Origin of the sequence: Acinetobacter sp. ABJ_C4_1 (genome assembly GCF_044538495.1) — a bacterium.
Taxonomy (GTDB): Bacteria; Pseudomonadota; Gammaproteobacteria; order Pseudomonadales; family Moraxellaceae; genus Acinetobacter; species Acinetobacter nosocomialis_A.
Genome location: NZ_JBIUCQ010000003.1, coordinates 310594 through 334251 on the forward strand (window position 1 = coordinate 310594; position 23658 = coordinate 334251).

Annotated in this window: 23 protein-coding genes; 3 read left to right on the forward strand and 20 right to left on the reverse strand. The window is 41.1% G+C overall.

Annotated elements, in window-relative coordinates; genetic code table 11:
• Window positions 1-28: 28 nt before the first annotated feature.
• Window positions 29-790, reverse strand: coding sequence for a ferredoxin--NADP reductase (locus ACIF8R_RS06745; RefSeq protein WP_396479855.1), 762 nt, complete (start codon window positions 788-790; stop codon window positions 29-31).
• An 86-nt stretch (window positions 791-876) separates the two neighbouring features.
• On the opposite strand from ACIF8R_RS06745, the gene gigC reads away from it, so the two are divergent.
• Window positions 877-1764, forward strand: a complete 888-nt coding sequence (gene gigC, locus ACIF8R_RS06750) for a LysR family transcriptional regulator GigC (protein ID WP_151739721.1) — start codon at window positions 877-879, stop codon at window positions 1762-1764.
• An 11-nt stretch (window positions 1765-1775) separates the two neighbouring features.
• Here the strand turns inward: gigC and ACIF8R_RS06755 are convergent, their stop codons facing one another.
• From ACIF8R_RS06755 to ndhC, 16 genes are all read right to left on the reverse strand, one after another.
• Entirely contained in the window at window positions 1776-2231 is a 456-nt protein-coding gene (locus tag ACIF8R_RS06755) for an excalibur calcium-binding domain-containing protein (protein ID WP_396479857.1), read from the reverse strand.
• A 158-nt stretch (window positions 2232-2389) separates the two neighbouring features.
• Window positions 2390-2683, reverse strand: coding sequence for a cold shock domain-containing protein (locus ACIF8R_RS06760; RefSeq protein WP_396479859.1), 294 nt, complete (start codon window positions 2681-2683; stop codon window positions 2390-2392).
• 114 nt (window positions 2684-2797) lie between these two features.
• Window positions 2798-3433 (reverse strand): uracil phosphoribosyltransferase, encoded by a 636-nt coding sequence (gene upp, locus ACIF8R_RS06765; protein WP_019457078.1) that lies wholly within the window; start codon window positions 3431-3433, stop codon window positions 2798-2800.
• A 100-nt stretch (window positions 3434-3533) separates the two neighbouring features.
• Complete coding sequence (gene nuoN, locus ACIF8R_RS06770; RefSeq protein ID WP_002050422.1) at window positions 3534-5030, reverse strand: NADH-quinone oxidoreductase subunit NuoN; 1497 nt, start codon at window positions 5028-5030, stop codon at window positions 3534-3536.
• A gap of 2 nt (window positions 5031-5032) precedes the next feature.
• Window positions 5033-6631 carry an NADH-quinone oxidoreductase subunit M gene (gene nuoM / locus ACIF8R_RS06775; protein ID WP_396479861.1) on the reverse strand — a complete coding sequence of 533 codons (1599 nt, stop codon included), beginning with the start codon at window positions 6629-6631 and terminating at the stop codon, window positions 5033-5035.
• Window position 6632: 1 nt separating this feature from the next.
• Window positions 6633-8522 carry an NADH-quinone oxidoreductase subunit L gene (gene nuoL, locus ACIF8R_RS06780; RefSeq protein ID WP_396479863.1) on the reverse strand — a complete coding sequence of 630 codons (1890 nt, stop codon included), beginning with the start codon at window positions 8520-8522 and terminating at the stop codon, window positions 6633-6635.
• Complete coding sequence (gene nuoK / locus ACIF8R_RS06785) at window positions 8519-8827, reverse strand: NADH-quinone oxidoreductase subunit NuoK (protein WP_000529822.1); 309 nt, start codon at window positions 8825-8827, stop codon at window positions 8519-8521. Before nuoK ends, nuoL begins: the two co-directional genes overlap by 4 nt.
• Entirely contained in the window at window positions 8827-9345 is a 519-nt protein-coding gene (nuoJ, locus tag ACIF8R_RS06790; RefSeq protein ID WP_014205902.1) for an NADH-quinone oxidoreductase subunit J, read from the reverse strand. Before nuoJ ends, nuoK begins: the two co-directional genes overlap by 1 nt.
• Window positions 9345-9887, reverse strand: a complete 543-nt coding sequence (gene nuoI, locus ACIF8R_RS06795) for an NADH-quinone oxidoreductase subunit NuoI (protein ID WP_263613019.1) — start codon at window positions 9885-9887, stop codon at window positions 9345-9347. Before nuoI ends, nuoJ begins: the two co-directional genes overlap by 1 nt.
• 18 nt (window positions 9888-9905) lie before the next feature.
• Window positions 9906-10922, reverse strand: a complete 1017-nt coding sequence (gene nuoH / locus ACIF8R_RS06800; RefSeq protein ID WP_396462955.1) for an NADH-quinone oxidoreductase subunit NuoH — start codon at window positions 10920-10922, stop codon at window positions 9906-9908.
• 3 nt (window positions 10923-10925) lie between these two features.
• Window positions 10926-13610, reverse strand: coding sequence for an NADH-quinone oxidoreductase subunit NuoG (nuoG, locus tag ACIF8R_RS06805; RefSeq protein WP_263613017.1), 2685 nt, complete (start codon window positions 13608-13610; stop codon window positions 10926-10928).
• Between the two features lie 11 nt (window positions 13611-13621).
• Window positions 13622-14953 (reverse strand): NADH-quinone oxidoreductase subunit NuoF, encoded by a 1332-nt coding sequence (gene nuoF / locus ACIF8R_RS06810; protein WP_263613016.1) that lies wholly within the window; start codon window positions 14951-14953, stop codon window positions 13622-13624.
• On the reverse strand, window positions 14950-15459 hold the full coding sequence (gene nuoE / locus ACIF8R_RS06815; RefSeq protein WP_002050341.1) for an NADH-quinone oxidoreductase subunit NuoE: 510 nt from the start codon (window positions 15457-15459) through the stop codon (window positions 14950-14952). Before nuoE ends, nuoF begins: the two co-directional genes overlap by 4 nt.
• 13 nt (window positions 15460-15472) lie before the next feature.
• Complete coding sequence (nuoC, locus tag ACIF8R_RS06820) at window positions 15473-17260, reverse strand: NADH-quinone oxidoreductase subunit C/D (protein WP_396462956.1); 1788 nt, start codon at window positions 17258-17260, stop codon at window positions 15473-15475.
• Window positions 17261-17344: 84 nt separating this feature from the next.
• Window positions 17345-18022, reverse strand: a complete 678-nt coding sequence (locus ACIF8R_RS06825) for an NADH-quinone oxidoreductase subunit B family protein (protein ID WP_002050353.1) — start codon at window positions 18020-18022, stop codon at window positions 17345-17347.
• 6 nt (window positions 18023-18028) lie between these two features.
• On the reverse strand, window positions 18029-18580 hold the full coding sequence (gene ndhC, locus ACIF8R_RS06830) for an NADH-quinone oxidoreductase subunit A (RefSeq protein ID WP_263613015.1): 552 nt from the start codon (window positions 18578-18580) through the stop codon (window positions 18029-18031).
• 427 nt (window positions 18581-19007) lie between these two features.
• On the opposite strand from ndhC, the gene ACIF8R_RS06835 reads away from it, so the two are divergent.
• Complete coding sequence (locus ACIF8R_RS06835; RefSeq protein ID WP_396479865.1) at window positions 19008-20429, forward strand: GGDEF domain-containing protein; 1422 nt, start codon at window positions 19008-19010, stop codon at window positions 20427-20429.
• A gap of 92 nt (window positions 20430-20521) precedes the next feature.
• The gene (locus ACIF8R_RS06840) at window positions 20522-20875 is read left to right on the forward strand and encodes a hypothetical protein (protein WP_263613013.1); all 354 of its coding nucleotides are present in this window, start codon (window positions 20522-20524) and stop codon (window positions 20873-20875) included.
• 20 nt (window positions 20876-20895) lie between these two features.
• Here ACIF8R_RS06840 and bfmS read toward each other — a convergent pair whose 3' ends face one another.
• From bfmS to ACIF8R_RS06855, 3 genes are read right to left on the reverse strand one after another with little or no spacing between them, the layout of a single operon-like run.
• Window positions 20896-22545, reverse strand: a complete 1650-nt coding sequence (gene bfmS, locus ACIF8R_RS06845; RefSeq protein ID WP_004710386.1) for a sensor histidine kinase BfmS — start codon at window positions 22543-22545, stop codon at window positions 20896-20898.
• Between the two features lie 32 nt (window positions 22546-22577).
• Window positions 22578-23294 (reverse strand): response regulator transcription factor BfmR, encoded by a 717-nt coding sequence (gene bfmR / locus ACIF8R_RS06850; RefSeq protein WP_000076440.1) that lies wholly within the window; start codon window positions 23292-23294, stop codon window positions 22578-22580.
• Window positions 23291-23497 carry a hypothetical protein gene (locus ACIF8R_RS06855; RefSeq protein ID WP_263613012.1) on the reverse strand — a complete coding sequence of 69 codons (207 nt, stop codon included), beginning with the start codon at window positions 23495-23497 and terminating at the stop codon, window positions 23291-23293. Before ACIF8R_RS06855 ends, bfmR begins: the two co-directional genes overlap by 4 nt.
• Window positions 23498-23658 lie beyond the last annotated feature (161 nt).

Below are 23658 nucleotides of genomic sequence, written 5' to 3' on the forward strand. Positions count from 1 at the left end.
CTTTCTTAAAATATTTTTACTTTCAGTTTTACCAATAATTCTCTACAGCAATATTTCCCTCACCACGACGATTCATCGTCAAACCACGGCGTTTTAAAGCTTCTTTGGTATCGTCAACCATTTGTGGGTTTCCACATAACATGACGTGACTAGTTGCTGAGTTAAGTTCCAAACCTGCTGCTTTTTCTAACTCACCATTTTCGATTAATACAGGTAAGCGCTCATGCAACGGCGCAGATGGATCTCGGGTAATAATCGGAATAAATTTAAAACCGCTATGCCCTTCCCCAAACATTTCAGCAATCTCTTGAATACGATCGACATAAGCCAATTCATCTGCTGTACGGACACTATAGACCAAATTAATCTTTTGATAATTAGACCAAGTTTCAAAGTCTTGTAGCATCGACAAAAATGGAGCCAAGCCAGTACCTGTTGCCAACAACCATAAATCATGCGGCAAAGGTTGTTGATAACGTGCCAAAGTCAGGTAGCCATATGGAATTTTTTCTAAATATAGCTCATCGCCGACTTTCAAATGCTGTAAATTCGAAGTGAAGGCACCGTCTGGTACAACAATTGAGAAGAACTCTAGCGTTTCATCAAATGGAGAAGACACCACCGAATAAGCACGGACAACCAGTTCGTCACCTACCTTTAAACCTATACGCGCAAACTGACCTGCGGTAAATTTAAAATGCGAAGGGCGAGTCATGGTAAAGCTGAAAAGTGTTGGGGTCCAACGATGAACTGATAAAACTTTTTCTACGCTAAATTTTTCAATTGACATGATTTCAACGTGGCATGAAATAGTGCGCTCATGTTAGCATGACAGCCGAAATAATGAATACTTTTAAACGTTAAGGCTTTTTAAACATGCGGATGACATTACGCCAGTTGGCTGTTTTTGTAGCAGTCGCCCAAGAAGGAACCGTTACTAAAGCCAGTGATGCGGTCAGACTGACGCAAAGTGCAGCAAGTATGGCTTTAGCCGATTTAGAAGACGGCTTAGGTGCTCCTTTATTTGATCGTTTAGGTAAGCGCTTACAGCTTAATGATCTTGGACGTTTTTTACTTCCACAAGCATTAGAAATCTTGGGGCGTTGTGAAGCGTTTGAACAAGCTGCAAAAGGTGAATTACAAAGTATTGACCTTCGTATTGGGGCGACCTTAACCATCAGTGACTATTTAATGCCTGATTTAATGGCCAGCTTTTTACAACGTCATCCGCAAGCACATTTACAACTTCAAGTGGGTAACACCCGCCAAATGATTGAAGCTGTAAATCAGTTCCAATTAGATTTAGCTTTAATTGAAGGTTCTTGTCACTTACCTCAACTCCAATGTATCCATTGGCGTGATGATGAGCTGGCAGTGTGCTGTTCACCAGACCATCCTTTAACACGTTTAAATCGCCCCCTTACTCCTCAAGATTTTCACGAAGTAGAATGGATCTTACGTGAAGAAGGTTCAGGTACGCGTGAAGTCTTTGATAATGCAATTTTGCAAGATCTACCAGATGCCAACATTCGTTTAACGCTTGGTCACAATGAAGCAATCTTAAAAATAGTGGCGGGTGGTTTAGGAATGTCTTGTATTTCTAGATTAGCAATTGAACCTTTAAGTGAAAAAGGTCAGCTCGTTATTTTAGATACACCATTTTGGCAACTGACTCGTCCGCTTTATATGCTGGTACATCGCCAAAAATATCAAGGGCCAGGGCTTAAAGCATTTTTAAAATTCTGTGATGAAGATCAGGCATAAAGTCTGATCTTCTAATGCCATCTAGAGTCATTTTTACATGGCTCACCGTCAAGGTCACCATCCATTTTAGTGTTCGGGCAATTTCTTACAAACCAACGTGCTTCTTCTAAAGAATGCATTTGCGAACAATGCTCACGTCCATCACAATGAAAAGCTGATGTTTCATCATTTACCCGTTCTGGAAGTTTTTCTGATGTAAGTGCTAAAGCCTTTTTCGTTTTTTCAGAAAGCTGAACATCCGGTAATTTACCCAAAGCTGCGCGCTGTGCTTCAATAATCGTCTTCTGTTGCTGTATTAATAACTGCACTTTTTCATGTGATGCACGTTGCTGGGCCTGCTGACGATAGTGCAATACCGTGAAACTCACACATGCAACTATAACCAAGATGCCAACGATAAATATACTGATGTATTCACTTGAATTCAGCTTGAATTTGCTGCGTTTAATTTTTCCCCGTTGAATCATACTTCCTCATTTTTTTAATCTTATTATTCATTTTTAAGAAAATTAAGGGAAATTTATATCTCCCTTAATTTTAAACCATTTAATCTTTCTAAATGCTAGCAAAGTAGTTTCCTAATGCATTGCGTAGGTACTTTACATCTATAACATTTAGTTCATTATTAACGTCGGAAATTTGACAATAACTCACTTGTGATCGCTTTATTGTGATCCGCAATTTTATTCTTCTTGGTTTTCGCAGGGTTTGGATCAACACGTTCAATTTTGATCGCTTTAAATTTTCCCTGATTGTCTGCCGCAAGAAATCTCACTTTTTCATTTCTTTTCGGTTCACCTTCTGATACAGGGAAATCAGAAATATGAAAGAAAATATCTCCTTCAGTGGTTGAAATAAAACCAAAACCCTTATCGGGGTTATATTGTTTTACCCTTCCAATATAAAACTCTTGTTTCATGATCTTTCCCCTACTTTTCCAATCCAGTCATCACACTAAATAAAAAGAGACTTTCAATTCCGCCCTTAAAAACATACGGTTTGATGAAGTCTCTTTTTATCGTTATGTCAAAAATTAATCTTTTTGAACACTACCAAAAATCTTGTCACCGGCATCGCCTAAACCAGGAACAATATAGCCTTGCTCATTTAAGCCATCATCAATAGATGCAGTATAAAGCTCAATATCAGGATGCGCTGCTTCTACCTTTGCAATTCCTTCAGGAGCTGCAACCAATACCATAACACGGATATCTTTACATCCACTTGCCTTTAACACATCAATTGCAGCAACCAAAGAGTTACCTGTTGCAAGCATTGGATCAATAATCATTGCAATACGGTTAGCAACATCTGGAACTAACTTTTTATAGTAAGTACGTACTTCAAGAGTGGCTTCATCGCGCTCAAGACCTAACACACTTACTTTTGCACTTGGAATCAGATTAAGTACGCCATCAAGCATACCGATACCAGCACGTAAAATCGGTACAATCGTTATTTTTTTACCAGCAATACGCTGAGTAGTAACAGTTCCAGCCCATCCATCAATTTCGCAATCCACAACTGGTAAATCTTTCGTTGCTTCATATGTCAACAACATAGTCACTTCTTGAGCAAGCTCACGGAAATTCTTAGTACTGATGTCAGCACGACGTAATAAACCTAATTTATGACGAATAAGTGGGTGACGAATTTCTTGAATGGCCACAGATGTTACCTAAAAATATAAAAACGTATTTATTATAATCTTTTTTTAACTATCAATAAAAAAAAGCCTCCATATTTGGAGGCTTTTTTGTACACAAGAATTATTGTTGTTGCGAAAGCATGAAATGTAATGGAGATAAAATTTCTGCTTTTAATGCCAAATTAATCATTGGATCTGGATATACACCCAAAATAATAACTAATGCAGCAGCAGCTAATACCATCAAACCACCCACTTTTTGTCCCCAATGTGCATCAGCATCAATACGAGGAGTTTCAGGTGGAGTCATATACATCACAACCATCACACGTAAGTAGTAATACAAACCAATACCACTACCTACAATAATCATTGCAGCTAAGAACCAGTGTTGAGTCGTTACAGCAGCCATAACAACCAAGAACTTACCAATGAAGCCTGCTGTTAATGGAATACCAGCCAAAGATAACATCATGACTGTTAGTGTTGCTGTAAGTACTGGACGACGCCAGAACAAACCACGGTAGTCTGCAAGGCTTTGAGCTTCATCTACGTTGTTATATGGGCTAGACATTAACGCTACTGCACCAAAGGCACCAATAGTTGTTAATACATAAGTCACCACATACACAGTTACGCTACCTAAGCTCGCATATGTCATGCTGATTAAAGCAATTAACAAATAACCAAAGTGAGCAATAGATGAATAACCCAAAATACGTTTTAAGTTCACTTGACGAACAGCGAGCAAGTTACCGACTAAAATTGACAATACAGCAATGATTGTCAAAACAGTCACTAGCGAGTTCACCATGATTGCGCCAGAAGCAAGCAAATAACGTACGAACAAACCAATAGTCGCAACCTTAGCAGCAGTTGCTAAGAAAGTGGCCATTGGCGCTGGAGCACCTGCATATACGTCTGGTGTCCATTTGTGGAACGGTGCAAGCGATAATTTGAATGCAACAGCGAAAATAATAAGTGCTAAACCTAATAACACCATTGGCTGTTTGATTGCGCCAAATAAAGCTTGAACAGAATCGTAGAATGAAAGTGAACCAGTGTAAGCGTAGATATACGCCATACCCATCAACAACATCGCAGAAGCTGTTGCAGAAAGTACAAGGTACTTAATACCCGCTTCAAGCGATTGGCTACGTTGATATGTATAAGCAAGTAAGCCGTATACAGGAATCGACATTAACTCAAGGCTAATGAAGAAAGATGCATAATGAGAACTTGCAACCATCAACATTGCACCTGCTACAGAAGCAAGTAACAAAAGATAGAGTTCTTCACGGTTGTCTTTATAAGTCTCGATGTAAGCATGAGACAAAGTACAACAAGCCAATGATGCAACTAAAATCATGAACTGATAGAACAAAGTAAATGGATCAACCATAAACATGCCCATCACATTTGCCGGTACAAATTTACCGCCAAATAGTTCTAACAAGATATAAAGTGCAGCAAGGTTTAAACCGACAACAGAAGTTGTTGCGATTAAATTATGGTTACGCTTAATTGAAATGAGCAGCATGACGACGACTGTTGTCAACGCAACAATCATCACAGGTGCTAATGGCATGAGCGTAGAGAATGATACTGTGAAGTTCATGATTATTGGATCTCCACATGGTCAAGTTGAGTAGCTGTTTGCTGAACAGTTTCAACGACTTCTTGTACTGGCACATAACTATTGACCAACCACTGCATACTTGAATGAGATACATCCAAGAATGTTTGTGGGAAGATACCAAGCCAAACGAGACCAATCGCACAAATCATCAAAATAACAACTTCACGAGCAGATAAGTCTTTTAATGGACTAGTGTAGTGTTGCTTTTGTTCAGGGTTTGGCTCACCAAATAAAGCACGGTGAATCAAGATCAAGCCATATAAACCTGCAAATACAAGGCTGATAGAAGCAAGAATCGTGAAGGCAGGATATTTATTAAATGAACCCATCAAAATCAGGAATTCACCAATAAAGTTACCTAAACCTGGCACACCAACAAGAGCAGCTACGAAGAACATTAAGAAGAATGGTAAGTATTGGAGTTGACCACGAAGACCACCCATCAAACGCAAATCACGTGTATGCAAGCGCTCGTAGATTTGACCAGACATAATGAACAACGCAGCAGATGACAAACCATGTGCCAACATCATGATCATTAGACCTTGGAAGGTCAAAATATTACCTGCATAGATTGCAAGTAAGATGAAACCCATGTGTGAAATCGACGTATACGCAAGTAAACGTTTCATGTCAGTTTGCTGGTAAGCACACCAAGCGCCGTAGAAAATACCAATCAAACCGAAAATAATCGCAATATCTGCAAACTGTGCAGAAGCTGCTGGGAAGAATGGAATTACAAAACGGAGCAAACCGTATGCTGCTGTTTTAATCAAGATACCAGCCAAGTCTACAGAACCTGCTGTAGGAGCTTGAGCATGGGCATCTGGTAACCAGCCATGCAATGGGAAAACTGGTAACTTCACTGCAAAACCAATAAAGAAGCAGATCATGAAACCATATGCGAAGCCAGCAGGTAAACGATTCGCTACAGCTAATAAATAGTTGTAATCAAAACCGATCATACCAGTCATCATGTAACCATAGACCACAAGGCCAAGGATACCGATTAACATCACTAAACCAGCGATTTGCGTATATAAGAAGAACTTAGTTGCAGCGTAAACACGTGAACGGCCGTTTGAACCTTTATGACCCCATAACGCAATCAAGAAGTAGATTGGTACAAGCATCATCTCCCAGAAGAAGAAGAATAGGAACAAATCGATTGCCAAGAACACGCCAATAACGCCACCTAAACTCCATAATAAGTTTAAGTGGAAGAAACCAACGTTCTTTTGAATCTCACCCCATGAACAACAAACAGCAAGTACACCCAGTAAAGCTGTTAACAACACCATGAGTAAAGACAAGCCATCCACTGCTAAGTGAATGCCAATACCGAGAGATTTAATCCACGGTAAATAGAACTCAGCTGACCAAGTTGGGACTTTTGAGCCCAACTCGTAGGTATAAGTACCACTTTGCCAAAGTGCAAGACCTAAGCCCAATGTAATGAGCATACCAATTAAGGCAATCCAGCGTGGCAAAGTTTTGTCGAGTTTATCGACTAACCAACAAGTAAAACCTGCAATGAACGGAACAAGGATCAGCGCGGGTAAAATTAAATTGTTTTCCATTTTATTTCCCCACTACCTGAATAACGATCAAGATCATCAATAACACCACTACACCGAGTGACATGCTTGATGCGTATTCACGCAATGAACCTGTTTGACGTGAGCTTGTAAAACTGTTTCCGCCTTTAACAAGCGCAGGAAGCACAAGCCACAAGCTATCAATTGGATCACGACCAAATAGTTTGGCGAAGAATAAATAAGGTTTAACAAAAACGATGTCATACAATGCATCGAAACCAAATGCAGTACGACAAATATGAGCTAAGCCAGCACCAAGACTTGTTTGAGCAAACGACTTCACTGCACCGTAAGCAAATGCAAACAGACCAATACCAACTGCTAAACCAGCAAGCGCGATACCTACTGCTAAATGCTCTGCCCCATGCATGCCTTCTACAAATTGTTCAGCAACATGGAATTCAGGAATTTTTGCTGTATTTAAAATACCAGCGACCGGACCTTTTAGTGCAGCGCCTACAAAAGTAGACAATACAGCTAAAATACCTAATGGAGCCCAGTAAGTTGCACCTTTAATCTCATGGTAATGTGTATTTTCTTTACCGAAGAATACAACCCAGATTAAACGGAAGGTATAAATTGAAGTCAGGAACGCACCTGCTACACCAGCCCAATATAAGGTGTGGTATAGAGCAATTGATTGACCTTGTACCCAAACTTCACCAAGAATCGCATCTTTTGAGAAGAAGCCGATTGTTAAGAATGGAATCGCTGCTAATGCACCACCACCAATCGCGAAACATGCAAATAGGAATTTGTTTTTGTAGAACAAACCACCCATTTTGAAAATATTTTGTTCGTGATGGTAAGCAAGAATAACCGCACCAGAAGACAAGAATAATAATGCTTTGAAGAATGCGTGAGCCAACATGTGGAACAAGCCAGCTTGATACGCTTCTGCACCGACAGCCATAAACATATAACCGAGCTGACTCATTGTTGAGTAAGCCAAAATACGTTTGATGTCTGTTTGCACAAGAGCAGCAAAGCCTGCAACTAATAAAGTTACAGCACCTGTTACTGAAATGAATTGCATCACTTCAGGTGCAAGCTCAAATACGCTAAATAGACGGCAGCATAAGTACACACCAGCCGTTACCATTGTTGCTGCGTGGATTAATGCAGAAACAGGTGTTGGACCAGCCATCGCATCTGCCAACCATGTTTGCAATGGAATTTGAGCAGATTTACCAGCAGCACCCAAGAACAACATTAATGCAGTCCAGATGGTAAGTGACGAGCTCTTCGTCATTACTTCTGCTGCGTGTTCAACGATGTACTGAGTATTCAGCGTACCAAATTGTTGGTAAAGCAAGAATAAAGCGATAAGTAAAAATACGTCACCTACGCGGGTAACTGTAAATGCTTTGATCGCTGCCCAACCATTTGCAGGGTTTGCATAGTAGAAACCGATGAGCAAGTAAGAGCAAAGACCTACGCCTTCCCAACCTAAGAATAACAACGCTAAGTTGTCACCCAATACAAGCACAAGCATGCTTGCAACGAATAGGTTGAAATAAGAGAAGAAACGCGCATAACCTTCTTCACCACGCATGTACCATGATGCAAAGATGTGGATTAGGAAACCAACACCAGTGATCATGCCCATCATGAGTAAAGATAAGCCATCTAAATGTAAGCTAATGCCAGGAGCGAAACCACCAACATTGAACCATGTCCAAAGGTTTTGAATAAAAACCTGCTGACCGCTATTGGTAAATGCCATACCAGCAATCAATGCAAATAATGCAGATAAACCTACAGAACCTACACCAATAATTGCTGCAACATTTTCAGAGAGCTTATCACGCCCTGCCGCCAATAAAATAAAACCGATTAGCGGAAATAATACTGTTAGATATAAATAACTCATCCGCGCATCTCACTAGCAGCATCCACATCCAAATGATGGAAGCGATGATAGAACTGAAGGACAATCGCAAGACCGATACACGCCTCTGCAGCAGCAAGGGTTAAAATCAGAATGAACATGACTTGTCCATCTGGTTGTGCCCATACGCTACCCGCAAGAACGAATGCTAACGCTGCAGCATTCATCATGATCTCAAGGCTCATTAACATAAATAAAAGGTTGCGTCGCACCATTACACCGTAAAAACCGAGTGCAAAAAGAATGGTTGCAACAATCAAACCATGTTCTAAAGGGATCTGGCCCATTATTCTTTTTCCTCTTCTGCACCTGGTTCACGTTTACCTAAGTGATATGCTGCAACAAGGGCTGCTAGCAATAACATCGCGGCAACTTCAACCAATAATAAGTAGTGTGTAAAGAGCGCTTGACCAACAACTTTTGGTCCAATTACTTGTGCTCCAAGTGGTGCAGAGATGGTTGTATATTCACCACCGAGCATCCAAACTAAAAGTAAGCCAAGTAAAAAGCTCATGAGTGCCGGATATGCCCAAGCATCTGAAGAAAGCCATTTACGCTCTTGTTCTACAGTGTGTTGCCCTAAGTTAAGCATCATCACAACGAATACGAACAAGACCATAATTGCACCAGCATAAACAATGATTTCGAGGGCGCCGGCAAACGGCGCACCTACGATCATGAAAATACCAGCAACAGCAAGTAATGAAACAATCAGACTAAGCAATGCATGTACAGGGTTCGTGTTAGTCACTACACGAACCGTAGAAACGATGGCCACGAGCGCCATCAAATAAAACGGCCACATCATGGTAATAGACTCCGTACATCGATTGGTGCACTTTCTTTTTGTGCTTGACCTTTCTCTTTACCGTTAATTGCCATACCGGTTACGCGGTAGAAGTTGTAGTCTGGGTATTTACCTGGACCTGAAATGAGTAAGTTTTCTTTCTCATAAACAAGGTCTTGACGTACGTATTCGCCTAACTCGAAATCTGGAGTCATTTGAATCGCTGTGGTTGGACATGCTTCTTCACACATACCGCAGAAAATACAACGAGAGAAGTTGATACGGAAAAACTCCGGATACCAACGACCATCTTCTTTTTCAGCTTTTTGTAATGAAATACAGCCAACTGGACATGCAACCGCACAAAGGTTACATGCCACACAACGCTCTTCCCCATCTGGGTCACGCGTCAACACAATACGACCACGAAAGCGTGGTGGCACAATCTGTTCAGCCGGTACTTCTGGATATAAAATCGTGTCACGTTTACGCGTTGCATGGCTAAATACCATAAACAACGAACGTACAATCGATCCGAATCCAGCTAGAAATTTATACATTTTGTACTCCCTGCTGTCCTAGGCCTGATTCATCAGAATCACAGCACCAGTCACTAACAAGTTGACCAACGCCAATGGCAAACAAATTTTCCAACCAAAGTTCATGACTTGGTCATAACGTGGACGCATTAAAGAACCACGTGCCAATACAAACATCATTACGAAGAATGCTGTTTTAATCACGAACCAGAATACTGGTGGAATAAATGGAATTTCTAAATTGAATGGCGCTAACCAGCCACCAAAGAATAAAGTCACGATTAATGCAGAGATAAGTACAACGTTTACATATTCAGCAACGAAGAACATACCCCATTTCATACCGCCATATTCAACATGGTAACCTTCAGCCAATTCTTGTTCTGCTTCAGGTTGGTCAAATGGGTGACGGTGAGTTACCGCAACACCTGCAACAACGAAAATCAAGAAACCTAAGAACTGTGGAATGATAAACCAAACATCACGTTGTGCTTCAACAATTTCACGAAGGTTAAATGAACCAGCAATTGCAACCACGCCCATTAATGAGATACCCAAGAACACTTCATAAGAAATGGTTTGAGCAGCTGAACGTAAACCGCCGAGTAATGAATATTTGTTATTTGATGCCCAACCACCGAATAACACTGCATAAACCGCAATACCTGCCATTGCCATAAAGAACAACAGACCGATGCTCATGTCTGCAACACCCAATGCAGGACTTACAGGAATAACCATGAACGAAAGCACCGCAGTTGCCATCGCAACTGCCGGAGCTAAACGGAAAGTTAATTTATCAGCAAATTTTGGTGTCCAGTCTTCTTTGAACATGATCTTAAGCATGTCGGCAACGATCTGGAACATACCACCAGGACCAACACGGTTTGGACCATAACGGTCTTGCCACAATGCAAGCAAACGACGCTCAATAAAAGACATCAACGCTGCAACTAAAACTACAACAAGCAAAATCACAACTGCTTGAACAACTGCGTAAGCAATTGGCCAGTTCTCAGCCCAAAGTGGCGTTTGACGTATAATTTCTTGATTCATGAATTACACTCCTAATGCCACTGAAACAGGCTCAGCTAAGGATACTGTCGGCGCTAAACCAACTGGGTAACCGATATAACCTGTAGGTAAATATTCAATTACTTGCACAGGTAAGCTCACTGTAGTTTCGCCTGCTTTAACTGTAATACGTTGGCCTTCTTGTAGATTCAAACGCGTTGCATCTTGTTCGCCCACAGCAAATACAGCTTCAGGAATACGAGTTTCCATTGCAGGTGTTTTAATCGTGAATTCACCAGAACCAAAAATGTGGTGCATTGGTACAAGACGGAAGCTTTCAGGGTTTGCAACTACCGCAGTTGGAGCCACATAGCTACGTGCTGGACGTTTTGCTAAACGATCGAATAAACGAACGCCTGAATCACCACCTTTTAAGTGACCGCCCACTTCATCTTGGTATTTGTTCCAAGATTGTGGAGAGTTCCAACCCGGAGCCCACGCAAATGGTACAAGTGAAGATGCTTTTTGTGGACCTACATAACCTTCCATAGAGAATGTTAGTGCTGAGTCTGGATCTGTTGGTTGCTTAGGTTCATGAACCGATAAAGGTGCACGAATTGCTGTACGACCAGAATAACGACGTGGTTCACGCGCAATTTTCAAGCCATGTACACGGTAGCCTGCATCTGGTGCAACATCTTGAATTGCTTCAAGTACCGGAACATTTTTAACGATAGTTTCAATCACGTCATCAAGCAATGTCCAATCAACTGGCTTACCTTTAAGACCAGTTTCAATGGCATGCAACCAGCGCCAAGACTCTTTAATCGCGTATTCAGGCTTGTAGTAGCTTGGATCGTAAACTTGATAGAAGCGTTGTGCACGACCTTCTTGGCTTACAACAGTACCATCACCTTCGGCAAAGCTTGCTGCTGAAAGCACAATATCAGCCTGTTTCACAGTTTCTGTTTCGCTGTGATCAAGCACGATTACCGTTTCAGCTTTATCAAGTGCTGCTTTAACTTGAGCAGCTGGTAAACGACGGAACAAGTCATTTTCAACAATAACAAGTGTGTCGTAGTCTTGAGCAAATGCTTGTTCAAGGCTTAAACCGCCAAACAATGCTAAGCCCATAGAGTTCACTTCAGGAACTACAAGACTTAAACCAGCTTTTGAACCAAGGTTTTGCGTTAACTCTGCTGCCGCTTCCATAATTGAAGCATCTTGCAAGCTCGTACCCGCAATAATTAATGGTTTGTTTGCTGCTTTTAAAGTGTCTGCAATAGTTTGAGCAAATGCTTTTGCATCGTCATCTAAACCATTAACTGTTTCACCTTTAACTGCCGCAGCAACTGCAAAACCTAAACGCGCGATGTCATTTGGAGATGCAACAACTTCACCAGTTGCAACATCGGCAAGACGAGTTTGAGTTGCAGCCAAAATATAGATCGGAGATTTCGCTTCCTGACCAATACGTTGTACAGGCTCAGCCAACCAATCTGGCGTACGTGTTTTTGCAGCCATTTCGCGAGCTTTGTTTTTCGCAGCTTGACGAACTGACAAAGCCATACGTGGTGCAGTTTGAGTTAAATCTTCACCCAAAATTAATACTGCATCATAGCTTTCAATTTCACGCATGTTCGGGTTGTAAATACCCTCTGTTTGCATGATTGAAGCAGCAAGTTCAACAAGACTTTGCTCTTTTTGTGCAACACCTGTTGAGTAGTTTGCTTGGCCTACAAGTTCACGTAATGCATAGTTTGATTCTAAGCTTGCACGTGGTGAACCGATACCTAAAACTTTTTTACCTTCAAGTTTCGCAATTGCTTGATCTAAAGCTTGGTCAACAGAAACAGTTGCTACTGTTTCACCATTACGGAATTGAGGTTGACGTGGACGATCTGCACGGTTTACATAACCTGTGCCAAAACGGCCTTTGTCACAAAGGAAGTATTGGTTAACCGAACCATTGAAACGGTTTTCTACACGACGGATTTCGCCATAACGCTCACCCGGAGAGATGTTACAACCTGAAGAACAGCCATGACACACGCTTGGTGCATATTGCATGTCCCATTTACGGTTATAGCGCTCTGAATGAGTCTTGTCGGTAAATACACCTGTTGGACATACTTCAGTCAAGTTACCAGAGAATTCAGACTCTAAAGTACCTGATTCTGGACGACCAAAGTAAACACGCGATGCATTGGCAAACACACCAAAGTCTGTACCGCCCGCATAGTCTTTGTAGTAACGAACACAACGGTAACAAGCAATACAACGGTTCATTTCATGCGCAATGAATGAGCCTAGTTCTTGGTTGTAATGTGTACGCTTCGTAAAACGGTAGCGACGACGGTCATGACCAGTCATTACAGTCATATCTTGTAAATGACAGTGACCACCTTCTTCACACACTGGACAGTCGTGTGGGTGGTTGGTCATTAAGAACTCAACGATAGATTCACGAAAATCCGTTGCTTCTTTGTCTTCAATCGAGATATAGGTATTGTCAGATGCTGGTGTCATACATGACATCACAAGACGTCCACGCGTATCTTCAGGATTTGCATACTGAGTTACGGCACATTGACGACATGAACCAACAGAACCTAAGGATGGGTGCCAACAAAAATACGGAATATCAATGCCAAGGGATAAACATGCTTGTAGCAAGTTTTCTGATCCATTGACTTCGTACGATTTTCCATCGACATGAATTGTAGCCATAGTCGAATCCCTTAAGCTTGTTCTACGTTGCTAGTTTGCACGACAGGACGATTCGTCACTTTCGCTTCAAACTCGCTACGGAAATGTTTGAGTGCGCCCATAAGCGGCTCCATCGCACCTGGTGCGTGGGCACAGAAAGTTTTACCAATCCATAATTTACGAGTAAGTTCTTGTAAATGGTCGATATCTTCTTTCTTACCTTCACCTGTCTCAAGTGCTTTAAGCGCTTTAACAGCCCATGGCAAACCATCACGGCACGGTGTACAGAAACCGCATGATTCACGCGCAAAGAATTCTTCAAGATTACGGGTCAACGACACCATACATTGGGTTTCGTCTACCACCATCAATAAACATGTTCCTAAACGAGAACCTGCTTTCATAATGGTTTCAGCATCCATTGGTAAATCAATGGTATCTGCAGGTAAAAAGTCAGTTGACGCACCACCTGGTAACCATGCTTTAAGCTTTAAGCCTTCACGCATACCACCGGCATGATCTTCAATCACTTCACGTGCAGTCGTACCAAATGGTAGTTCCCAAAGACCAGGGAATTTGACTTTACCTGACGCACCATAAATCTTAGTGCCTGGATCTTTTGATTTACCAGCTGATAAACCGATATACCACTCTGGACCACGAAGCATGATTGCTGGCAAGTTGTTATAAGTTTCAACGTTGTTCACAATCGTAGGACGACCCCATGCACCAGCAACTTGCGGGAATGGTGGTTTAGTACGTGGGTTAGCACGGCGACCTTCAAGCGAGTTAATCAATGCAGTTTCTTCACCGCAGATATAACGACCTGCACCAGTGTGCACGTGCAACTCGAAGTTCCAGCCAGAACCTAAAATGTTGTCACCTAAGTAACCTTTAGCGCGAATTTGCTCAAGCGCTTCATTTAGGTATTGAGCAGCCTCGATGTATTCACCACGAATGAAGATATAACCTTGAGTTGCTTCTAGGGTATAACCTGCAATCAACATACCTTCGATCAATTGGTGAGGAAGTTTTTCCATCAACAAACGGTCTTTAAAGGTACCTGGTTCCATCTCATCGGCGTTACAGATTAAGTAACGTGGACCACCATCATTTGGCGCCATAAGAGACCATTTGATCCCTGCTGGGAAGCCTGCACCACCACGACCTTTTACAGTTGCAGCCTTAATGACGTCTAACACTTCAGCAGGTTTCATGCCTAATGCTTTTTTAAAGCCTGCATAACCTTCAAGTGCTTCATAGTCGTCAGCGCTACGTACTGCTTCTTGTTTGCTTAAACGCCAAGTCAGTGGATGAGTTTCCGGATTACCGTCGCCATAAATTGGTTTTGGTTCAGTATTCATACATACTTCTCCAATAACTGTTTGACTGATGTCACTTCAACTAAACCGTGAGTATCTTCATCAATCATTAACGTTGGGCCTTTGTCACAGTTGCCTAGGCAGCAAATTGGGAGCAGTGTAAAACGACCATCTTGTGTCGTTTGACCAAACTGAATACCTAATTCGCGCTGGAATGCTTCAGCTAGTGTTTCAGCACCCATTAAGAAGCAAGCAATTGAGTCACAAAGCAAAATTACGTGACGACCTACAGGTTGGCGATAGATACGGTTGTAGAACGTTGCTACACCCTCTAAATCTGCCACACTAATCGTCAATAATTGTGCGATGGCATTCATTTGAGCATCATCTACCCAACCATTACGGCGCTGTACGCACTTTAGTGCATCTAAAGAAGCTGCACGTGGGTATGGATAGTGACCAATGTGATGTTCAATTTCATGGATTTCTTCAGCAGTCAAAATCCCTTCAACATTCACACGTGGTTTTTTATCAGTCAGAATCATCATTTTGCGTTACCCCTTAGCGATCCACGTCAGCCATAACCACGTCAATGGTCGCCAGATAAATGATTAAGTCAGATACCAAACTGCCGTTAATCACTGAAGGCATTTGCTGTAAGTGAGTAAACGTCGGTGTACGAATACGAGTACGATAACTCATAGTCGATTTATCTGAAGTCAAGTAGTAAGTACTCGCACCTTTCACAACTTCAGTCATGAATGATGATTCACCAGCAGGCATGACAGGACCCCATGACACGCTCAAGAAGTGCGTAATCAAGGTTTCAATATCTTGTAACGTCTTATCTTTTGGTGGTGGCACAGCCAATGGGTGATCCGCTTTATATGGACCAGAAGGCATGTTATCCAAACACTGTTTGATAATTTTGAGTGACTCAGTAATTTCACGGAAGTGAACAAGCACACGAGCGTATGCATCGCCTTCATACTCAACTGGCACATCAAAATCGAAGTTTTCATAACCACTGTATGGACGATATTTACGTACGTCAAAATCAATACCTGTTGCACGTAAACCAGTACCAGTTACACCCCAAGCAAGCGCAGATTTTGCATCGTATTGAGCAACATTACGTGTACGACCAATAAACACAGAGTTTTTAAGTGCAGCTGTGTAGTATTCGTTCAAACGTTTTGGCATCCACTCTAGCAAGTCTTTAACAAGTTTTTGCCAGTTGTTTGGAAGGTCATGTGCTGTACCGCCAATACGGAACCATGCTGGGTGCATACGGTAACCCGTGATTGCTTCAACAATGTCGTAAACTTTTTGACGGTCTGCGAACATATAGAATACAGGTGTCATACCACCAGCATCCTGAATTGCCGTACCACAGAATAACAAGTGGTTATTGATACGGAACAATTCGTTCAACATGACACGAATCACTTGTGCACGTTCAGGAACTTTAATACCTGCCATTTGCTCTACAGCCATGACATAAGGCATGTTCTGAGCACAACCACCTAAGTAGTCCACGCGGTCAGTATAAGGAATGAAAGAATGCCATGTCTGACGTTCAGCCATCTTTTCCACACCACGGTGGTGATAACCAATATCTGGCACACAGTCCTTCACTTCTTCGCCATCTAACTGCAATACAACACGGAACGCACCGTGTGCAGATGGATGGTTAGGACCCAAGTTCAAGAACATGAAGTCTTCGTCAGCGTTACCACGCTTAAGACCCCAATCTTCAGGCACAAAGCGTAAGTGTTCCTGTTCGAAATCTTGCTTCGCTTTGTCTTGCATATACGGCGTATATTCTGTCGCACGTGCTGAATATTCTTTACGAAGCGGGTGACCTTCCCAATACGTTGGCAACAAGATACGACGGAGCATTGGATGCCCTTCGAAATTGATCCCGAACATATCGTAAGCTTCACGTTCATACCAGTTGGCATTTGGCCAGATATTTGTCGCTGTCGGGAGGTTAAGATCATTTTCGTTCAAGGCAACCTTGATACGAATGTCACTATTACGCTCAAGCGATAATAAATGATAGAACACAGTGAAGTCAGATGCTGGTAAACCATCACGATGTTGACGTAAACGCTCATCCATCGCTGATAAGTCAAACAGCATTACATAAGGACGTTCCACTTTACGCAGGAACATGAGGACTTCTTGCACGCGTGCGCGCTCAACCCAGACTGTTGGAAACTCTTCAAAAGTCGCCTGCACATAGAAGTTCTCACCAAACTTGGTTTTGAGCTCTTCTACGATTGCAAATGCTGGGCGTGAATCAACTGGTGTTGATTCTGGCATAGCAATGTCAGTTTCAGCCATTGGCTTGGCTTCCTATTTAATACAAATTCTGTCAATTTTCTCGATGAACATATCGGTTAGATATGTCAAAACACCGTCAAAAAATTATTTAATCTCATCCATAGAGCGTAAGTTTTTAACGGCAATACGCTGCGCATTCTTACGATCACGTTCTGGCATCATCTTTGGCTTATACACTGGCTGAAGATCATCACCGATCACGGCAGAAAGCGGGCGTCGCTCTAATTGAATCTGGTCTTGCAAAAGCATTAACGCTTGGATTAATGCTTCAGGACGAGGCGGACAACCTGGGACGTACACGTCAACAGGAATAATTTTGTCTACACCTTGTACTACTGAATAGATGTCGTACATACCTCCAGAGTTTGCACAAGCACCCATCGAAATAACCCATTTAGGTTCTAACATTTGTTCATACAAACGTTGAATAACCGGAGCCATTTTTACAAAGCAGGTACCTGCAACAATCATCAAGTCAGCCTGACGAGGTGAAGCACGAATAACCTCTGCACCGAAACGGGACAAGTCATGCACGCCTGTTAAAGTCGTTGCATATTCAACGTAACAACATGATGTACCAAAGTTAAATGGCCACAAAGAGTTTTTACGTCCCCAGTTTACTGCTGTATGCAAGACATCCTCTAAGCGAGTCATGAATACGTTTTTATTCACTTCCTCTTCTAGCGGATCAGTCACAATTTGACGTTCTTGCAATGGGTATTGATCAGCATCCGGATTCGCGCGGGTCAGAGTATATTTCATCCCGACTTACTCCTTTTCAGATGACAATGCAGGTGTAGTTTTTGACTTAACACGACCTGATGATTGGGCTGGAATCTGGCCTGTAGGGTCAGTTACGAGCTCTTCAATAGAGTTAAAGCGTGTGATTTCAGCAATGTTCATTGATGGTGAACCGACTTTAATCTTCTCACCAGCTGATTTACGACGATCTGCCGGTGACCAACTTAAGGCACCTACAGAGAAGGCGTAAACAAGCGCAATTAACAGGTCAACGACAAAGATCACAACAGTGGTATATCCCAACCACCCTACTTCACGCACCGAAGTAGACCATGCATAGAGGTAAAGTGCCTCTAAGTCGAAAACAACGAAGAAAATTGCAACTAGATAGAACTTTGCAGACAAGCGAATGCGAGCGCCACCAGCACTCACGACACCTGATTCAAACTGCTCTTGCTTAGCACGTCCCCACGATTTTCCCCCGAGGAGTAAGGGAACTGTGAGCATAAAGACGCAAAGAAATGTAACGCCGATCACGAAGGCGATAATCGCCCAGTCGTATGGAGTAATGGCACTCATGCGGGGATAACTCCTGGCAGGCCTATTATTTAACAAAGAATGTATGTATTGGCCTTTGAATACACCAAACACAAAATTAATCCCGCCAATTGTACCTGATTTCTAATTTCGCATGCTAGTTGAAGCGTCTTAGTCTTTTGGATGATTTTCCAATCAAAAGTATTGATCTATGTCTTGTAGAGGGGGTTTCACCGCTTATAATCGGTTTATTTGATAGTTTTCGCACTTGTAATGATTTTTTTCATTTTTTGATTTTTAATATTATTTGCACAATTGCTCAATCGGTCAAATTAAACACCTTACTTTTTTATAATATTAGGCGGTTTTTTATTGTATTCATCTTCCCCTCTGAATTATGATGAATGTTTAATCATGCATTAATATTTTATTACTCTTGGATAAGAGTGTTTATCATTAAGGGCAGCTGATGCCATACTCACTTCGTGAATTTTCATTTTCTTCCTCCCTGAAGTTTTTTCTACTATTTACCCTCATTATTTCAATATCTTGCTTTATTGGAATTGCATCTCGCCCCCTTAGTTTTCTTGCATTTTTCTGGCCCGCTAACTCTGTGCTTTTAGGCCTACTGATTCGATTTCCACAAACGCGACAAATAGGTAGTTTTGCAGGTGCTTTTACCGGTTATATGATTGCCGATTTAATTAACGGCACTCCTCTATTTCTTACCCTGATTTTAACTGCTTCAAACTTTGTTTATGTCGTAATGACATTAGCACTTGCAATGTTGTTTAGTCGCCACATAAAGGCTGCTTATCGAGGCTATTCTTACTTACTTTTATTTGCGTTATGCGGTGTTGGCAGCATAATCGGTGCTTTTTTCGTAGCAACGTTTATGCCTATGTTTAATACCAAATTTATGGTCGGAAACTTTTGGGCGGAGTTTGGTTATTGGGTAACATCGGAGCTTCAAAATGCATTACTGTTATTACCCATTATTTTAAATATTCCTCCCTACCCTAAAATAAAAAACTACCTAAAGAGAAATCCTAACCATATTAAAACTGCTGACTTGCTACCATTTTTAGCAGTTTTACTTTCGATTGGGGTTAGTTGTTATGACTCGGGTCCGGGTTCTTTACTCTACCCGATTGCTGCACTCATCTGGTGTGCTATTCGCTACAAACCGATTATTGTTGCCCTCATTACATCCTTTGCCAGTGCATATATTATTTATCATGTTTCTAGTCATTATTTAATGCTGTACCCAAATGAGTATTTTAATAACACCATTTCATTTCGTATTGGCTTAATTATGATGACCATTGCGCCGCTGACAGTCTCTAGTATTAGTGCGCTTCATTCTGATTTAATTCAAAAATTACAACATGCAATTGCCCATGATGAACTCACTTCGAGTTTAACCAGACGTCAATTTTTACAATCAGTTCGTCTACTCCAGGAAAAAGTACAAAAGGAAAATAAGACCTCTGCATTTTTTATGTTGGATGTCGATCACTTTAAAAAAGTGAATGATAGTTATGGTCATTTGATTGGTGATAGAGCCTTACAAACCTGTGTGACCACCATACAAAATATTCTGCATCCTCATGACTTACTCGGCCGTTTTGGAGGTGAAGAATTCGCAATTTTTATTCCAGACACAACTAAAGAAGCTGCTTTTGAACTTGCTGAAAGAATACGCATTAAAATTAGTCAGCAACCGATTTATGTTTATGGCAAATTACCTATTTTTGTACAGGTCAGTATTGGCATTAGTTTATATTCTCCAAACTACCATCGCCCTATTGAAAGCTTGTTTAAAGAAGCAGATGACGCACTCTATCAAGCAAAGCGCCAAGGACGTAACCGAGTTTTTATTTCTTTGTAATATTTTCAAGTCATCATCTAGTGTAATGAATTTTATACAATAACTTCTGTTTTGCCATGTATGCTAATAACAGATAATAAGGAGAAAAATGTATGAATCTAGAATATACGCATAAACCAGACTATTACTTGTTTGCACAATTACTCGTGCGACACATAGAAAGCTATATTCAAAAACATCCAGATGCAGATAATGCCATTTTTGACTTGCGTGATGTCTATGAAATTTTTAGACAAGATTTCGCGTCAACCACAACAAACCTAGAAGGCATTTTACATATTGCGGATTCATATAGAGTTGAAACATTGAATGGAGACCAACCTCTTATTCAAAAATATCAAATCGATGCTAAAAACAATTCGCTGTTAATTGACTTTAATATAGATGCGCTAAACAGTCTAAGAAGTGGAAAACCGATTTTAGAGCCTGATGCCACTCAGTTATAAATAAACCAATAAAAAGCACCTTATGCAGGTGCTTTTTTATTTGCCTTTAATGGCGGTTGTTTAAAGCGATGTGCTGGCCACGTCATAATAAAGCGTGCCCCACCCAAACTTGGACTTTCATCTACTTTAATCTCACCACCAAACCAGTAAGCAATACGACTTACAATGGAAAGCCCCAAACCATAACCGCCAGATGCACGTGTACGGCTATCATCTAAACGTGCAAAGGCTTCGAATACGCGTTTGCGGTCTTGCTCAGGAATACCCGGCCCATCATCTTCAACACAAACAAAAGCCATACCATCGCTGTGAATACCGCCTGTGATACGCACTTTGTTATCACAATAGCGAACAGCATTACCTACCAAGTTTTGTACAACACGGTGAAGGTAACGGCGCTCTGCATCCACTTTGACATATAAAGGTGGTGGAATGAGCTCAATTTCTTTCTGTGTTTTTAAAGCTTCGGTTTCAACAGCAACCTGATCTAACACTTCAAAAAGTACAATTTCTGCAAAATCTAACGAAGGTGTGCCCTGCTCTAGCTTTGCGTAAGTCATAATTTCATCAATTAAGGTATTGAGTGCTTCAATATCTTTATCAATCATGTCGACCTGATGCATACGGTGATTGTAGTCATCTTCTTCGGCTAACATTTCTGTACCAAAGCGAATACGTGCCACAGGCGTTCTGAGTTCATGAGATACCGCTCTCATTAACTCACGTTGAGCTTCAATCAAACGCTGAATATGATCAGACATATTGTTATAACTTGAAGCCAAGTTTGCCATTTCGTCACTTCCTTCAATCGGAACACGCAATGACAAATCACCCGATTTCATACGGTTTAATGCATAACGCACTTGTCGAATTTTGCGCTCTAACGGCAAAATCAAACCGTAAACACCTAAACTTAATAAGAATAGGCTAAATAAGGTAATACCCGCAGAAAGCTGTAAAGGCATCCAGTTAAACATTGGAACAGGACCCAACACTAACACTTGTGCAGGATGATTCGGGATTGGAGAAACAATCGAAATGGTTGTACCACGTACTGTTGCACTATCTTTGTACAACATGACACTTTGGTCTTGGCGTAAACGTCCAATCTGTTCAGAGTCCAGATTTACATCTTGAATGTTTTGAATATTGATTGGATATGAGAAATGTTTTTGTATCTTGGCAAGGTACTCTTGTTCCTGCCCCGGATAAAACATTAAATAGTCGAGTACAAAAATAGGAAGAGCCTTCATTTGACGTTCACTAATTTTGTCGACTTTTATAGATAGATAATGTTGTGGGTCGTCACGCAAACCAATAATCACATATGCAATGCTATTACTGGCATCGTAACGAACAACAGATTTTTGTGCTTCGATCCGCTTTTTCTCAGTTCGAGACAATTCAACCTTACTTGCATCGGTATAGTAAATTGGAAGTTCGAGCAAATCAGATGCGTCAGAAATCCAATCTATCTTTTGCTGCTTCCCAGGTTGTCGAGCGACCCCTTCACTAATGACATAAGAAATACCATCAGTTAAAGATTCTCGGTATTCTTGTGCGCGTTGGTAGTTGATAATTTGTACCAGTAAATACCCAAAAACAGCTACCAAAACAACAAGAATTACCAGCCCCGCATATATTCGCAGGAATATACTGTGTTTAAACACTCGACCAACCTTATAGGAAGTTTAATCAGATTTTACAATCCATTGGTTTCTTTAACAAACAAGTAACCTTTACTACGTACAGTTTTAATACGTTTTGGATTTTCAGGATCATCGCCAATTTTTGGACGAATACGTGAAATACGTACGTCGATTGAACGGTCTTGACCATCGTATTCGATACCACGTAAACGTTCGAAGATATCTTCACGCGATAAAATGCGACCAGCGTTTGAAGCAAGCAACCATAACAAGTCATATTCAGCACTTGTAAAGTCAACAAGCTCACCATTTAAGGTTACAGAGCGGCCACCGTTGTCGATCACAAGGTCGTCAAACTCAATACGTTGAGCAACTTCATCTTCAACAGTTTTATCTGTGCGACGTAATAGTGCACGAATACGCGCTAATAATACACGTGGTTGAACTGGTTTAGCGACATAATCGTCTGCACCCATTTCTAGACCAAGTACTTGGTCCATGTCTTCAGTACGCGCAGTCAACATCAAAATAGGTTGATGGTAGTGTGGGCGAACTTCACGACAAACGGTTAAACCATCTGCACCCGGCAACATGACATCCAAGACCACAAGATCTGGTTGCTCACTAATAATACGACGAATTGCACGGTTACCATCAGTTTCTACACCAACTTCCAAACCGTTGCGGATTAAATACTCTTGAGTTAATCGCGCTAAACGCTCGTCGTCTTCAACGATCAGAATCTTTGGTAACTTTTCTTCTTGGCTCATATCATTGCCCCTATAAATCTCATTACATGCATCTTAAAAATCTTGCAGATACATTCGTTTATCATTTGCAATATACACACGTTTACATTGTAAACAAGTAGGCGTTCACCAAACTGATACATGACAACCATGTTTTGTTGCATTTTATTAACCTTTGAATTTTCAAGTGTTTTTGATATCTGTTTATTATTCTTATATGTCATAATCTATTCATATTTCCTATGTATGAATATTAAACAAATTATTTCTTTGATGAATTTAAATTCACTCAAGTGCTTGTTTTTTGAGTTATCCACAAAGTTATCTATAAGTGTTTTTTCATAGCTTTGGTATGCTATCTCCCGACAAATCATACAGATAAAAA